We start from the raw sequence: 14663 nt of genomic DNA on the forward strand, positions 1-14663 counted from the left end.
CGCCGCATCATTCGACGGCTGTGGACGGACGAGGGAGATCGCAGAAACGGGCCTGGTGAGGTGCGCACCGCGCTGGTGACCGGGTCGCCACGCCGTCCCTCCGGCGAAGGGCCCCTACGCCGGGCGGTACGGCGCGCGCCCCGCCCGGGCGCCGTCCCGTGAGTGCCACCACACCCCCGGGCGGCCCGGCCTACCGGCATGAGACCGCGTACCGGAAGGAGACCGGTGGGTAGCATGCGGATCGTGGCAGCGGGCGAAGAGCGGGGAGCCGAGGAATTCGGCACCGTCCTTGAGCAGTTCGAGCGGCATCTGCGTCTCGAACGGGACCTGTCGCCCCACACGCTGAGGGCGTATCTCGGCGACGTTTCCTCGCTGTTCGCGCACATGAAGGCCGCCGGGCACGACGACCTGTCCGGTCTTGACGTCGTCGTCCTGCGCGACTGGCTGGGGGACCAGCACCAGGCCGGACGATCGAGGGCGACGCTGGCCCGCCGGTCCGCCTGCGCCCGCGTCTTCACCGCCTTCTGCCATCGGCGCGGATGGCTGGCGAGCGACCCCGGGCTGCTCCTCGGCACGGCGAAGGCAGAACGGCGGCTGCCGAAGGTGCTGGACCAGGCCGAGGCCGAGGCCGTCCTGTCCGCGCAGGGGCCGGGCGACGCCAGGGACCTGCGCGATCGGGCGATGCTGGAGCTGCTGTACGCGACCGGCATGCGGGTGGGCGAGTTGTGCGGCCTCGACGTGGACGACGTGGACCGGGATCGCCGGACGGTCCGCGTGCTGGGCAAGGGACGCAAGGAGCGGACCGTCCCCTTCGGGCTGCCCGCCCTGCACGCTTTGGACGCGTGGTGCGTGCGCGGCAGGCCCCTGTGGATCCGCGAAGGAAGCGGCCCCGCGCTGTTCCTCGGCGTCCGGGGAGGCCGGATCGACCAGGGCACCGTCCGGCGTGTGGTGCACGCCCACCTGGCCCAGGTCGAGGGAACCCCCGACATGGGCCCGCACGGGCTGCGTCACACCGCCGCCACCCATCTCCTCGAAGGCGGGGCCGACCTGCGATCCGTGCAGGAGATGCTCGGGCACGCCTCACTGGCCACCACGCAGATCTACACGCACGTGTCCATCGAGCGGCTGCGGGCCGCCTATCGCCAGGCCCATCCCCGCGCCTGAGCACCGCGGCCCCGGCCCGGGCTTCGCCACGAGCCTCACGGTCGTCGTGACGCCCGGCGGGCTTCGGCGGCGGCCCAGCGCGGCAGAAGACGGACCTGCCCCAGGCCGAACAGCAGGAGCGGGTCCAGGTAGAGACGTCCGCGCAGGAGTCCCCAGTGCAGGCAGGGGGCGGTGCAGTGAGCGGCGGCGTCCTCCTCGACGACGCCGATGACCTCACCGGCCGCGACGGCGTCACCAGGCCGGACCAGGGCTCGGACCGGCAGATAGGTGGTGCGCAGGCCGTCGGGGTGCGAGATCGTCACGACTCCCCGGCCTGCGACCCGCTCCGCCAGGCCGACCGTTCCCGGTCCCGCGGCCACGACCTTCTCCCCTGGCCGCGCGGCCAGGTCCACGCCCCGGTGACCGGCCAGCCACCGCTGTGGGGGCGGATCGAAGCGCCTCATCGGACGTGCGGGCCCGGAAAGCGGCCAGCGCCAGCCGGACGCCTCCCCAGGCGGCCCCATCGGGCCCGGTCCGGCCGTCCCTGCCCCCGCGGATCGTGATGCCCGCGTCGGCGACGCCCCCGTCGGCGTCGTCTCCGCGGGCCGGGACGCCTCCGCCGACGACGGGTTCGCGGACCGGGGCCCACTCCCCGTCGCGTACGGCTCCACGGAGCTTCTGGCGGCCACGGGCCGGACGGCGCCGGATGGCCGGCCGGGAGCCGTGGTCAGCAGGACCAGCAGGACCAGTACGAGCACGTACGCGACGAGACGCATGCCACGACGATGCGCCCCGAAGGCTCGCCCCGAGCGGCCGAACGCCGTTCTGGGGACAGACCGTGCACGATCAGCTCGAGAAGCCCTCCTTGGGCATCTCGAGGTCGGGCTTGGCCAGTTCCTCGACGTTGACGTCCTTGAAGGTCACCACCCGCACGTTCTTCACGAAGCGGGCCGGGCGATACATGTCCCAGACCCAGGCGTCCTGCATCTTCACGTCGAAGAAGACATCGCCGTTCTCGGCGGTGCGGACGTCGAGATCGACGGAGTTCGTCAGATAGAAGCGCCGCTCGGTCTCGACCACGTAGGTGAACAGGCCGACCACATCGCGGTACTCCCGGTAGAGCTGCAGCTCCATCTCGGTCTCGTACTTTTCGAGATCTTCCGCGCTCATCCCGGTCCTCCTCTTCCACTCCCCGTCGGGATCCCACCGTCGAGGCCGACCCGTTCAGACGACACCGGTTCCAACCTCATTCTCGCGCATGTCCTCATCCTGCCCCGTCCACAGGCCCCCGGCCGGGATCCTTGTCCCACGAGTCACCCTGGCCACCGTCACGAACGAGAACCGATGGTGCGGACTCGGCCCGTGCCGCGCCAGCGCCCGCCGATGACCGGGAGTCACGTAGCCCTTGTGCAGAGCGAAGCCGTACTGCGGGTAGACCTCGTCGAGGCCGTGCATCAGCCGGTCCCTCGTCACCTTCGCCACGATCGAGGCCGCCGCCATGCACGCGGCGACCTGGTCGCCCTTCCACACGGCCAGCGACGGCGCGGGCAGCCCCGCCACCGGGAAGCCGTCAACGAGGACGTAACCGGGGACGAGCCCCAGCCCGGCGACGGCCCGCCGCATTCCCGCGACGTTGCACTTGTGCAGGCCGCGCGAGTCGATCTCCTCGGGCGGGATCACGACCACGCTCACGGCCCTGGCGGTCGCCGTGATCCGCTCGTAGAGGCGCTCGCGCACGGCCTCGGTCAGAAGCTTGGAATCGCTCAGCCCGTCGATCTCCCGCCCCAGCACGACCGCGGCGACGACCAGCGGTCCGGCGCAGGCGCCGCGACCGGCCTCGTCCACCCCGGCGACCGGCGTGAACCCCCGCCGGGCCAGGGCCCGCTCGTAGCCGTAGAGTCCGGAGTCCCGTCGTACGACACTCGGGCGCGGGCGATAGGCAGCTGTCATGACGACAAGCAGATTACGCCCCATTCGGGACCGGCGATACGGCCGGAACCACCGCCGACGGCAAAGCCGCAGGTGAGATCAGCGCACGGCGGAGAAAGTGCCGGGCCGGGAAAGCAGCGAGATCCGGTTAAGCGGCCAGTAGCGCAGGAACGCCCGCCCGGTGACGTCGTCCTCGGAGATCGTGCCCTCGTGCCCGTCGTCGGTGTAGAAGCGGGAGTCCGCCGAGTTGTTCCGGTGGTCGCCCATCAGCCACAGGCGCCCCTTGGGGACCGTCACGTCGAATTTAAGGTCGGAGGGCTTGGCCCCCGGGTAGAGGTACTTGCCCTCCTCGTCCAGCGGCGTCCCGTTCACGGTGATGCGGCGCTTGGCGTCGCAGCACTTCACGTGGTCGCCGCCCACCCCGATCACCCGCTTGATCGTGTCCTCGCCGTTCCAGCCCTTGAAGACCACGATGTCGCCGCGCTCCACCGGCCCGAGCTTGTACGCGAGCTTGTTGACCACCACGTAGTCGTTCACCAGGAGCGTGTTCTGCATCGACTCCGACGGGATCCAGAACGACTGCAGCAGGAAGGTGTGGACCAGCAGGGCGACGACGACCCCGCCGAGCACGTACATGATGGTCTCGAGAAAACCGGAGCGCTTCCTCTTCGCGGGCCGGCCCTTCTTCCCCCCGGCGGCCGGCGCGTTCTCGCCCGCCTCGCCCGCCTGGCCCGCGGCCGCCGCCTCCGACGGCTCCACCGATACCTCCGGTTCCGCCGGCTCTCCGGGGACGCGGTCCGCGGACCCGACCGGCCCCGCGGTGCCTAAGCGACCCTCGTCGGACTCTCCCACGGCTGCCTCCTCCGGCTCTGTCACGTCCTACCGTCGCCTCACCAGCCGCCGGCGCAGGGCCACCAGCGGCACGGCCCCCGCGAAGCCCGCGACGAAGGGCGCGGCCCCGAGGGCCGCCTGGAGCGCCGGTTGCGCGAACGTCTCCGGGATCGGCAAGATCTTGGCCCGGTTGAACGGCCAGACGATGACGAACGCGCGGCCGATCACCTTGTCGGCCGGAATGGTGCCGCCACCCGGGTCACCCATGTGCAGACGGGAGTCCCAGGACACCGAGCGGTGGTCGCCCATCACCCACAGGCGGTCCGGCGGGACGGTGACCTCGAACTCGCGCCCGGACGGCTCGTCGCCGGGATACAGGTACGACTTCTCGTTCAGCGGCACGCCGTTCACCGTGACCCGGCCCTGCTCGTCGCAGCATTTGACCTTGTCGCCCGGCACGCCGATGACCCGCTTGATGTAGTCCTTCTCCCCCGGCACGACCCCGAACGCGGTTCCGAGCCAGCGCAGCCCGGCCGCGATGGGGTTGGACGGCTCCTCGAGCTGCACCTCGGGGTCCCAGGAGTCCACGCCGGAGAACACCACGATGTCGCCGCGCTCGATGTCGCGTACGTGGTAGACCAGCTTGTTCACCAGCACCCGGTCGTTGATGAGGAGCGTGTCCTCCATCGACTCGGACGGGATGTAGAACGCCTGGACCACGAAAGACTTGATCAGCAGGGCCAGAGCGAGGGCGACCACGATCAGGACGGGCAACTCCCGCCAGAACGAGCCTTTCTTCTTCCCGTCCTCGGCGTTCTGCTTGACGTCTTCGGCGACCACGTCCACCCCGTCCTCGGCGGGGCGGCGCGTGCCCGGCCCCTGTCCCTCGCTAGCCATCGCTGCTGAGCCTAGATGATGTCCGCGACGGCGAGCGCCGGGGACACCGCATCACCGGCAAAAAGAAAGTGGCCCGCGCCTGGGGCACGGACCACGATCTCCAAAGCCTTACTTGGCGGCCGGCTGCGCCTCGCGCTTCTCGCGGATGCGCGCGGCCTTTCCGCGCAGGTCGCGCATGTAGTACAGCTTGGCCCGGCGGACGTCGCCGCGGGTCACCACGGTGATCTTCTCGATCACGGGGCTGTGAACCGGGAAGGTGCGCTCGACGCCGACGCCGTAGCTGACCTTGCGGACCGTGAACGTCTCACGGATGCCACCGCCCTGGCGGCGCAGGACGAAGCCCTTGAACACCTGGATGCGGGACCGGTTGCCCTCGACGACGCGGACGTGGACCTCCAGCGTGTCACCCGGGCGGAAAGCCGGTACGTCGCTGCGAAGGGCAGCCTTCTCGATCTCCTGGATCTGCGTGTGCATGGCGGCGGTTCCTCATTGACATGGGCACGCGGAGGTCCACCCGGCCGGCCCGAGGGCCCGGCGACGAGGGGGACACGCATGCTTGGCTTGATACGTCTTGTCTGCGTTCAGCCGGGCGCACCCGGCCATGCCGAAGTAGGCAGCAGCGATTCAGTCTGCCATATCTTCGGGCCCCGCGCGAAACGCGCTGTGAACCTCGGGGGGAAACCCGGTGGGAGACGCGGCGGCGGGACGGCGTTCGTCGACACGTTCCTCGAACTCCTCGATGACGCGCCGGTCGTGCTTGTCGAGGCCGTCACGGTCGAGCCTTGCGACCAGTTCGGGCCTCCGGTCCAGGGTGCGGCGCAGCGCCTCGTCGCGCCGCCAGCGGGCGATCCTGCCGTGATGTCCCGACAGCAGGACCTCCGGCACCTCGTGCCCCCGCCACACGGGCGGCTTGGTGTAGACGGGGCCTTCCAGCAGATTGGCCATGGCCCCCGGCGCGAAGGAGTCGTCGGCGACGGAGCGCGCGTTGCCGAGGACCCCCGGCAGCAGCCTCCCCACGGCCTCGACCATCACCAGGACGGCCGCCTCTCCTCCGGCTAAGACGTAGTCGCCGATGCTCACCTCGTCGGCGCGCAGACGCTCGCCGTACTCGGCGACGACGCGGGAGTCGATGCCCTCGTAACGCGCCGGGGCGAACAGCAGCCACGGCTCCTCGGCGTACTCCAGCGCCACTTCCTGGGTGAACGGCCGGCCGCTCGGCGTGGGGACGACCAGCCGGGGCAGCGCGTCCGCCCCGCGGGCCGCGCGTCCGCCCTCGATCACCGCGTCGACGGCCTCGCCCCAGACCTCCGGCTTCATCACCATGCCGGGGCCCCCGCCGTACGGCGTGTCGTCCACGGTCTTGTGGACGTCGTGCGTCCAGTCGCGCAGCTGGTGGAGGTGGATGTCGAGGATGCCGCGCTCGCGGGCCTTGCCCATGAGGGAGACGTCGAGCGGGGCGAAGTACTCCGGGAAGATCGAGATGATGTCGACGCGCATCGGCGGCCCCCTACTCCGCCTCGGCGTCGAGCAGGCCGGGCGGGGCGTCAACGACGAGGATCCCCTTGCCCAGGTCGATCTCGGGCACGAGCGCCTTGACGAACGGAACGTACGCCTCGTCGCGGGAGGGACGGGCAACCACCAGCAGGTCCTGCCCGTGGTGGAGGACGTCGCTGACCTCGCCGACCCGCTCGCCCTCGGTGGTGACCACCGTCAGGCCGATCAGCTCGTGGTCGTGGAACTCGTCGGGGTCCTCGATCGGCGGCAGGTCCGCGGAGTCCACGACGAGCAGCGTGTCGCGCAACGCCTCCGCGGCCTCCCTGCCCTCCACACCGGCCAGGGTCAGCAGCAGGATCCCCTTGTGCCACCGGGCCCGCTCCACCGTCAGCGGACCGGCCGAGGCCGGGTCGGTGACCAGCGTCGCCCCCGGAGCGAAGCGCAGATCGGGCTCGTCGGTGCGCACCTCGACCGTGACCTCGCCCCGCACGCCGTGCGGGCGGCCGATCCTGCCCACGACTAGCTGCACTTGTCGCCTACCTCCGCTACCGCTGCAACGCGACTTCTACACGACTTCTATGCGACTTGATCGCCACGGTTCGAACGTCGCCGCCCGAACCGGTCTGTCACTGCGAACCACCTGGAACAGACCGGTTCGAGCCCGGAAAACACGCCGGGGGACCCCGTTGCGGGGCCCCCCGGACGCGTCGTTCGGCTCAGCGCGCCTCTTCCAGGTCGACCAGGTCGATCCGCACGTACTTGCCGTTCGACAACGCGTTGAGCACAGTGCGCAACGCCTTCGCCGTACGGCCGCCACGGCCGATGACCTTGCCGAGGTCGTCGGGGTGTACCCGGACCTCGAGAACGCGCCCGGTGCGGATGCGCCGTGCGCGGACCCGGACGTCGTCCGGATGCTCGACGATGCCCTTGACCAGGTGCTCGAGGGCCTCCTCGAGCACCTCAGGCCTCGCCTTCCGGCTTCTCCTCCGCGGCCGGGGCCTCGGTGGTCTCTTCGGCCTTCACGGTCTTCTTGGCCTTCTTCGGCGTGGTGGCGGCGGCGCCGGTGTCACCCGCCAGCGACTCCTTGGCGGCCGCCTCGTACGCCGCGTGCCGGTCCGGCTTGGGCTCGGCGACCAGGAGCGGCGTGGTGGGGGCGGGCTCGCCCTTGAACTTCTGCCAGTCGCCGGTCAGCTTGAAGATCTTCAGGACCGGGTCGGTCGGCTGCGCGCCGACGCCCAGCCAGTACTGCACCCGCTCGGAGTTCACCTCGATGCGCGAGGGGTTCTCCTTCGGGTGGTACAGGCCGATCTCCTCGATGGCACGGCCGTCCCGCTTGCTCCGGGCGTCGGCGACGACGATGCGGTACTGCGGGTTGCGGATCATGCCGAGCCGCTTGAGCTTGATCTTGACTGCCACGGGTGTGGTCTCTCCTGCATTAGAGCGTGGGTGAGCGGTGTCTCATCGAGTGGGGCACGATGGGAGCCCGCCCGAGGGACAGGCGCGACCGGCGGGGGTGAGAGGGCACCCGCCAGGTCACGATGTTCCAGCCTGACATTCTGCCAGATGATTCCCCATGCTCCGCAAAGGACGGTCCCTTCGCCGCCCTGATTTCGGCACGGATGCGCCCATGCCTGCGGAAGGGGCGTGCGAACTGATCGCGCGAACAGGCCGTCCAATGGTCATGCGAATGACGAACACAACCCTCACGGCCGGAGCGGCGGTTCTCGCCCTGCTGGCCGCGGGCTGCGGCACGGGCACGACGCCCTCCGCGGCCTCCGCTCCCCCGGCCAGGACGACGACCGCGCGCACGACGGCACCGCACACGACGGCAGCCCAGACGACGGCACCGTCCGCCGCGGACACGGGACGGGCCACCGCCGCGGGCGCCGCGTCCGCCCGGTACGGCGCCGCGGCACGAACCACGGCCACTCAAACCACGGGCGCCGCCCCCCAGCGGTGCCGTACGACCGGCCTGCGGGCCCGCGTGGGACGGCAGGACCCGGGAGCCGGCAACCGCTACGCGCCGCTCGTGCTGACCAACACGTCGGGCAAGACCTGCTGGGTGTACGGCTTCGTCGGGCTCGTCCTCATCGACGGCCGGGGTGACGTGCTGCGCACGCGCACCCGCCGCGAGAGCGTCACCCCGCACCGGGTCACGCTGCGTCCCGGGGCGAGCGCGCACGCCCGGCTCCACTGGACCGTGGTGCCGAGCGGGCACGAGACCCGGTGCCCCGCCTCGGCCCGGCTGATGATCATCCCGCCTGACGAGGTGGCGCATCTGGAGGTTCCGTTCAGCGCGACGGTGTGCGACGACGGCAGGATCGACGTCAGGCCCATGGCCCCCGGCGCCGGCCTCTGACACGAGACGCCGGCCTCCGGCACAGGACAGGACACCGCGCGCGCCTCTGACAGGACCGCACCGCCGCCCGCCGGCAACCGGCGGGCGGGCGGTCAGGCGCGTGGGCGGGTCAGTTCTGGCCGGGCAGCTTCAGCTTCGACGGGTCGAAGCCGGGCGGCAGCTCCATGCCGGGGGGCAGCTGGCCGCCGCCGAGGTTGCCGAGCAGGCCCTTGGGCAGCTTCGGAGCGTCCGAGGACGACGCGTTCGCGCCGGCCTTGCCGAGCGCGGCCTTGCGCGGGTCGCCGCTGACACGACGGCCCTTCTTGGGCTTCTGCGCCTTCTGCTTGCGTCCGCCGGGCATGCCCGGGATGCCCATGCCCTGGGTCATCCGCTTCATCATCTTCTGCGCCTCGAAGAAGCGGACCACCAGGTTGCTCACCTCGGTGACCGTGACGCCCGAGCCGTTGGCGATGCGCGCCCGGCGGGAGCCGTTGATGATCTTCGGGTCCTGGCGCTCGCCGGGCGTCATGGAACGGATGATCGCCGCGATGCGGTCCAGGTCGCGGTCGTCGACCTGGTTGAGCTGCTCGCGCATCTGCCCCATGCCCGGCATCATGCCGAGCAGGTTCTTGATGGGCCCCATGCGGCGCACCATCATCATCTGCTCGAGGAAGTCCTCCAGCGTGAAGCCGTCCCCGGAGACGAGCTTGCCCGCCATCTTGGCGGCCTCCTGCTCGTCGAACGTCTTCTGCGCCTGCTCGATCAGGGTGAGGATGTCACCCATGTCGAGGATCCGGCCCGCCATGCGGTCGGGGTGGAAGGCGTCGAAGTCCTCGAGCTTCTCACCGGTGCTGGCGAACATGATCGGCCGGCCGGTGACGTGCCGCACCGACAGGGCGGCGCCGCCGCGGGCGTCGCCGTCGAGCTTGGTCAGCACCACGCCGTCGAAGCCGACGCCGTCCATGAACGCGCCGGCCGTGCTCACCGCGTCCTGACCGATCATCGCGTCGAGCACGAACAGGACCTCGTCGGGCGTGACCGCGTCGCGGATGTCGGCGGCCTGCTGCATCAGCTCCTGGTCGATGCCGAGGCGGCCGGCGGTGTCGACGATGACCACGTCGTGCTGCTGGCGGCGCGCGTGGTCCACCGACTGCCGGGCCACCGCGACCGGGTCGCCCACGCCGTTGCCCGGCTCGGGGGCGTACACGGCCACACCGGCGCGCTCGGCCATGACGGCGAGCTGCTGCACCGCGTTGGGCCGCTGGAGGTCGCAGGCGACGAGCAGCGGGGCGTGCCCCTGGTCGCGCAGCCACTTGGCGAGCTTGCCGGCCAGGGTCGTCTTGCCGGAGCCCTGGAGACCAGCCAGCATGATCACGGTCGGCGGGTTCTTCGCGTAGCGCAGCCGCCGCGTCTCGCCGCCCAGCACCTCGATGAGCTCGTCGTTGACGATCTTCACGACCTGCTGCGCGGGGTTGAGCGCCTGGGAGACCTCGGCGCCGCGGGCCCGCTCCTTGATCCGGGCCACGAAGTCCTTCACGACCGGCAGCGCGACGTCCGCCTCGAGCAACGCGATGCGGATCTCGCGGCAGGTCGCGTCGATGTCGGCGTCGGAAAGCCTGCCTTTGGACCGAAGGGAGGAGAAGACCGAAGTCAGCCGGTCGGAAAGCGTCTCGAACACGTGTTTGGCCAGCCTCGAAGCGAGTGGACGGGTCGGTGAACCATCAGTCTCCCCAGACTATCCGCCCGCACGCCCTTCACGCCCGTGCCGCGGGGGCGAGATCGCCGGTCCGGCCCTCACCGGACCGCGCTCACGTGGGACGTGAGCGCGTGTTCGACCAGCGTGATCAGGGTGCTCTTGACGGATTCGCGGTCGCGGGCGTCGGTGCGGACGATCGGAACCTGGGGCGACAGCGTCAGGGCCTCGCGCAGTTCGCCCTCTCCGTGGGTGTACTCCCCGTCGAAGCCGTTGACGCCGACGACGAACGGCAGGCGCGCCTCCTCGAAGTAGTCCACCGCCGGGAAACTGTCGGCCAACCGCCGGGTGTCGACCAGCACCACCGCACCGATCGCCCCCCGCACCAAGTCATCCCACATGAACCAGAACCGATGCTGACCCGGCGTACCGAACAAATACAAAATCAGATCCCGGTCCAGCGACACCCGCCCGAAATCCATCGCCACCGTCGTGGTCGTCTTGTGCGGCACCAACCCCACATCGTCCACACCCGCCGAGGCATCCGTCATCACCGCCTCGGTCGTCAACGGCACGATCTCCGACACCGCCCCCACGAAGGTCGTCTTCCCCACACCGAAGCCCCCCGCAACGACGATCTTCGTCGAGGTCAACCCCCGGCTAGAGCCTGCGAAGTCCACTGAGCACCCTTTCCAGCAAGTTCAGATCCGGCTTACCGGCCTCCAACTGCGGCTGATGCACATGCACCAGCCCCTCCGCCGCCATGTCCGCGATCAGCACACGGACAACACCCAGCGGAATCCGCAGCAACGCCGACACCTCAGCCACCGACCGCACCTGACGGCACAGGGAGGCGATGGCCCGATGTTCCGGGGGCCTCGTGGACAGGTCGTAGTGAGTGGTCGTGGCGGAGGAGACCAGCGCCTCCAGCGCGAGCTGCATGCGAGGCGTCGTACGCCCGCCGGTGACGGTGAACGGGCGCACCGGAGACGCGGGCTCCTCGGGGATCGGCCCGCCCGGCTGCCGCTCCCACGGGTCCGCGCCGGGTTGCTGACCCCACGGGTCCGCGCCCGGCTGCTGTCCCCACGGATCCATCCGGTCACCTCCGGGGATACGACACGGCTTGGAGCTCGGCGCGTACCGCGGGGGTCAGCACCTGACCCGCCCGCTCGACCAGCAACGTCATCTGATAGGCCACCAGACCCAGATCGGAGTCGGCCGCCGCCAGCACCGCCAGACAGGACCCGTCACTGATCGACATGATCAGCAACAACCCCCGCTGCATCTCCACCACCGTCTGCGTCACCGGGCCACCCTCGAACACCCGCGACGCACCCTGCGTCAAACTGATCAACCCGGCCGCCACCGCCGCCAGCTGATCCGCCCGGTCCTTCGGGAACCCGTGCGAGAACGCCAGGGGCAACCCGTCCGAGGAGACGACGACGGAGTGCGCCACGCCGGGCACCGAACTCACGAAATCATCGATCAGCCAGTTCAGGCCGCGTGCGCCCTGGCTCAACTCACTCATGCGCCGTCCCCTTTCGCGGTCGGGTAGCCCTCGTCCTCACTCAGTTCGCCCCTGGCCACCGCCCTGCCCTGCCGTACGCCCTGCTGCAGGCTCGCCAGCCGGCTGCGGGCCCGGTCGGGCGACAGGAGCGGCTGCGAGGGGGCGGGCGCCGCCGACACCGCGGCCCGATCGGCCGAGCCGGGCACCAGGTTGGCCTTCGGCACCCGCTTGGGCAGACCCGAGGTGGTCGTGCCGTCCGAGGCGGGCTTCTCGGTGGCCGCAGCCGCGGCCTGCCATCCGGCGTCCATGGGCGAGTCGTTCTGCCAGCCCGATCCGGTGTCGGTGGCGGGGGTGCGCTGGAACCAGGCGGACTCGACCGAGGCGAAGATCGGCAGATACTCCTCGGCCTGCGGCCCGGTCTGTGCTCCGTTCGGACGCGCGCCGCCCGGCGGGACGGGAGCGCCGTGCACCGGCCCGGAGATCGAGACCGGGCCGGTCGTCGCCGGCATCGCGCCGAACGCCGTCGGGACGGGCCCGGTCACCGCCGGCAGAGGCCCGGTCGCCGCTTCGTCCATGCCGGACGACCGGCCGCGTATCCGGGTGAGCGGATCGTGGAGCGACGGCGCGGCGATCCCGGAGGCCGGGAGCTGCTGACGGCCCCAGCCCCCGATGCCCTGCTGTGCGTTCCCCTGCTCGGCCTGACGGGGGCTCCAGGCAGGGGCGAACGCGCCGGAGTAGGAGGACTCCGGCTGCTGCGCCGGATACCCCATGATGGACTCGGGCAGCAGGACCATGGCGGTCAGCCCGCCTCCGTCGTGCGGCCTGAGCTGGACCCTGATGCCGTTGCGGGCGGCGAGACGGCCGACCACGAACAGGCCCATCCGCCGCGACACCGACACGTCCACCACCGGCGGGTTCGCCAGCCGCCAGTTCGCCTGGGAGATCTCCTCCGACGTCATGCCGATGCCGGAGTCGGTGACGGAGATCATCACGCCCCCGCCGTCGATCCGGTTGCCCGAGACCACCACGCGGGTGTCGCGGGCCGAGAACGCCAGCGCGTTCTCCACCAGCTCGGCGAGCAGGTGGATGACGTCGTTGACGGCCTGACCGGCGATCGAGACGTCCGAGGGGAAGTTCAGCGTCACCCGCTCGTAGCCCTCGACCTCCGACAGCGAGGCCCGGATGACGTCGGTGATCTCGACGGGCCGGCTCCAGCGGCGTGCGGGCTCCTGCCCGGCGAGAACCAGGAGGTTCTCACTGTTGCGGCGCATGCGGGTCGCCAGGTGGTCGAGCTTGAACAGGTCGCCGAGCCGCTGCTCGTCCTGCTCGCCCTGCTCCAGACCGTCGATCAGGGCGATCTGGCGCTCCACGAGGGTCTGGGTGCGCCGCGACAGGTTCACGAACATCGCGTTGACGTTGCTGCGCAGCCGGGCCTCGTCGCCCGCCAGCCGGATGGCCTCACGGTGAACCTCGTCGAAGGCCCGCGCGACCTCGCCGATCTCGTCGGCGGACGCCACGCCGATCGGCTGCACCCTGGCCTGCCCCGCCGCGTCGCCCTCGGACTCGCGCAGCCGCTGCACCAGCGTGGGCAGCCGGTGCCCGGCGACCTCCAGCGCCTCACTGCGCAGGCGCCGCAGCGGCCGTACGAGGGAGCGCGCCATGACGGCGGTGATGAGCAGCACCAGCAGCAGGACGAGGACGACCATCGTGATGCTGACGACGGCCACGTTCCGGTCGGAGCTCTGCAGCTCGTCGCTCCGGGTGACGATCGACTTGGTCAGTCCGGTCATCACGTCGCGCATGAGGTCGGCCTGCTCGCTGATCGCGTCGAACCAGCGGTCGGCGTCGGTCCCCCTGCCGCCGACGTTGCGGATGAGCTGCCCGGCGCGGACGAGGTACAGCGCCCGGTCGATGAAGAACCGCGCGCGGTCCACCTTCTGGTCGGTGACCGTGTCGTTGTAGAGCTGACGCTCGTCGGTGGTGGCCACGGCGGTGAACGCCGTCAGTTCGCTCTGCTCCCGCGCCGCGGCGCCGGTGAAGGCGTCGAGCTCGGCCGGGTCGAGCCGCTGCCGGGCCAGTCCCACCGCGAGCAGCGCGCGCTGCTCCGACACCGCTTCCTTGGCCCGCGCGAGCGCCGCGAGCGCCTTGATGCTCGCATACAGCCCTTCGTCCGGAACTCCCTGACCCGCCGCGTCGTACAGCTTCAGCAGGTCGTCGGTGACGAGCCGGTAGTTCTCGATGCCGCGCAGCGGCGCGAGCTGCGACTCCAGCACGATCTTCCGGAACGCCGTCAGGTCCGACAGACGGGCCAGGGCCCGCGCCAGGTCCTCCCGGCCGAGCCCGCCCAGCGCGTCCCCGCTCGTCCCGGCCCGGCCGCGCACCTGCTGCACGGCGGCGTCCACGGCCTCGTGCTGGTTTCTCACGGTGGTGAGCAGGTCTCGGTCACGGCGGCCGCCCGCGACGTACTTGACCGACAGGTCCCGCTCCAGCTGCACCTCGTGGAGGAGCACGCCGACGTTGCCGACGAGCTCGACGGCCTCGCGCACCCGCTGATATTCGGCGGCGCTGGATATCGAGCCCGCCACCCGCAGGCCGCCGAGCAGGACCGCGACGACGGTGGGCAGCACGATCAGCGCGACGAGCCGGGTTCGCACCCGCCAGTTCTTCAGCTGTATCGAGTTGCCGGTCGCCGGCGCCTCGGGTGGTCCGCCGTCCGCGGAGGACGCGCCGCCGGCGGGCTCGGCGACCGGTTCCGGCTCGGCGCGGCGACCGCTCTCGATCGTTGCTGTCCTCACTGGCGCAACCTCTCGCGCTGAATCTCAGGGGATAAG

At 71.0% G+C, this 14663-nt stretch carries 17 protein-coding genes; 2 read left to right on the forward strand and 15 right to left on the reverse strand.

All coding sequences use genetic code 11. The annotated features are described in order from the left end of the window. Positions 1 to 234: 234 nt before the first annotated feature. A complete protein-coding gene (locus ACIBK1_RS17535) occupies positions 235 to 1164 on the forward strand; it encodes a tyrosine recombinase XerC (protein WP_396736104.1) in 930 nt (309 codons plus the stop codon). Between the two features lie 35 nt (positions 1165 to 1199). On the opposite strand, the gene ACIBK1_RS17540 is transcribed toward ACIBK1_RS17535, so the two are convergent. From ACIBK1_RS17540 to rpsP, 10 genes are all read right to left on the reverse strand, one after another. Further along, a complete protein-coding gene (locus ACIBK1_RS17540; RefSeq protein ID WP_396736107.1) occupies positions 1200 to 1919 on the reverse strand; it encodes a M23 family metallopeptidase in 720 nt (239 codons plus the stop codon). A gap of 70 nt (positions 1920 to 1989) precedes the next feature. After that, positions 1990 to 2313, reverse strand: coding sequence for a DUF2469 domain-containing protein (locus tag ACIBK1_RS17545; RefSeq protein ID WP_030511723.1), 324 nt, complete (start codon positions 2311 to 2313; stop codon positions 1990 to 1992). A gap of 54 nt (positions 2314 to 2367) precedes the next feature. After that, positions 2368 to 3093 carry a ribonuclease HII gene (locus tag ACIBK1_RS17550; RefSeq protein WP_030511724.1) on the reverse strand — a complete coding sequence of 242 codons (726 nt, stop codon included), beginning with the start codon at positions 3091 to 3093 and terminating at the stop codon, positions 2368 to 2370. A gap of 78 nt (positions 3094 to 3171) precedes the next feature. Next, positions 3172 to 3831, reverse strand: a complete 660-nt coding sequence (gene lepB / locus ACIBK1_RS17555; protein ID WP_051762609.1) for a signal peptidase I — start codon at positions 3829 to 3831, stop codon at positions 3172 to 3174. Positions 3832 to 3951: 120 nt separating this feature from the next. Next, positions 3952 to 4800, reverse strand: coding sequence for a signal peptidase I (gene lepB / locus ACIBK1_RS17560; protein WP_030511726.1), 849 nt, complete (start codon positions 4798 to 4800; stop codon positions 3952 to 3954). Positions 4801 to 4908: 108 nt separating this feature from the next. Then, entirely contained in the window at positions 4909 to 5274 is a 366-nt protein-coding gene (gene rplS, locus ACIBK1_RS17565; RefSeq protein WP_030511727.1) for a 50S ribosomal protein L19, read from the reverse strand. A gap of 150 nt (positions 5275 to 5424) precedes the next feature. Continuing rightward, on the reverse strand, positions 5425 to 6297 hold the full coding sequence (gene trmD / locus ACIBK1_RS17570) for a tRNA (guanosine(37)-N1)-methyltransferase TrmD (protein WP_083744220.1): 873 nt from the start codon (positions 6295 to 6297) through the stop codon (positions 5425 to 5427). A gap of 10 nt (positions 6298 to 6307) precedes the next feature. Next, a complete protein-coding gene (gene rimM / locus ACIBK1_RS17575) occupies positions 6308 to 6823 on the reverse strand; it encodes a ribosome maturation factor RimM (protein ID WP_030511729.1) in 516 nt (171 codons plus the stop codon). Positions 6824 to 7010: 187 nt separating this feature from the next. Further along, positions 7011 to 7253 carry an RNA-binding protein gene (locus tag ACIBK1_RS17580; RefSeq protein ID WP_030511730.1) on the reverse strand — a complete coding sequence of 81 codons (243 nt, stop codon included), beginning with the start codon at positions 7251 to 7253 and terminating at the stop codon, positions 7011 to 7013. Position 7254: 1 nt separating this feature from the next. Then, positions 7255 to 7710, reverse strand: a complete 456-nt coding sequence (gene rpsP, locus ACIBK1_RS17585) for a 30S ribosomal protein S16 (protein ID WP_030511731.1) — start codon at positions 7708 to 7710, stop codon at positions 7255 to 7257. A 271-nt stretch (positions 7711 to 7981) separates the two neighbouring features. On the opposite strand from rpsP, the gene ACIBK1_RS17590 reads away from it, so the two are divergent. Further along, complete coding sequence (locus ACIBK1_RS17590) at positions 7982 to 8653, forward strand: DUF4232 domain-containing protein (protein WP_396736113.1); 672 nt, start codon at positions 7982 to 7984, stop codon at positions 8651 to 8653. Positions 8654 to 8762: 109 nt separating this feature from the next. Here ACIBK1_RS17590 and ffh read toward each other — a convergent pair whose 3' ends face one another. The 5 genes from ffh to ACIBK1_RS17615 all read right to left on the reverse strand — a co-directional run bounded on the left by ffh (position 8763) and on the right by ACIBK1_RS17615 (position 14627). Beyond that, a complete protein-coding gene (ffh, locus tag ACIBK1_RS17595; RefSeq protein ID WP_030511733.1) occupies positions 8763 to 10310 on the reverse strand; it encodes a signal recognition particle protein in 1548 nt (515 codons plus the stop codon). A gap of 116 nt (positions 10311 to 10426) precedes the next feature. After that, entirely contained in the window at positions 10427 to 10978 is a 552-nt protein-coding gene (locus ACIBK1_RS17600; protein WP_076434899.1) for a GTP-binding protein, read from the reverse strand. 7 nt (positions 10979 to 10985) lie between these two features. After that, positions 10986 to 11420, reverse strand: coding sequence for a DUF742 domain-containing protein (locus tag ACIBK1_RS17605; RefSeq protein ID WP_363532869.1), 435 nt, complete (start codon positions 11418 to 11420; stop codon positions 10986 to 10988). A 4-nt stretch (positions 11421 to 11424) separates the two neighbouring features. Next, a complete protein-coding gene (locus ACIBK1_RS17610; protein ID WP_076443285.1) occupies positions 11425 to 11853 on the reverse strand; it encodes a roadblock/LC7 domain-containing protein in 429 nt (142 codons plus the stop codon). Beyond that, entirely contained in the window at positions 11850 to 14627 is a 2778-nt protein-coding gene (locus ACIBK1_RS17615) for a sensor histidine kinase (RefSeq protein ID WP_396736116.1), read from the reverse strand. The genes ACIBK1_RS17610 and ACIBK1_RS17615 overlap by 4 nt, the downstream gene beginning before the upstream one ends. Positions 14628 to 14663: the final 36 nt, after the last annotated feature.

Source organism: Microbispora rosea (assembly GCF_044460045.1).
Classification (GTDB): Bacteria; Actinomycetota; Actinomycetes; order Streptosporangiales; family Streptosporangiaceae; genus Microbispora; species Microbispora rosea.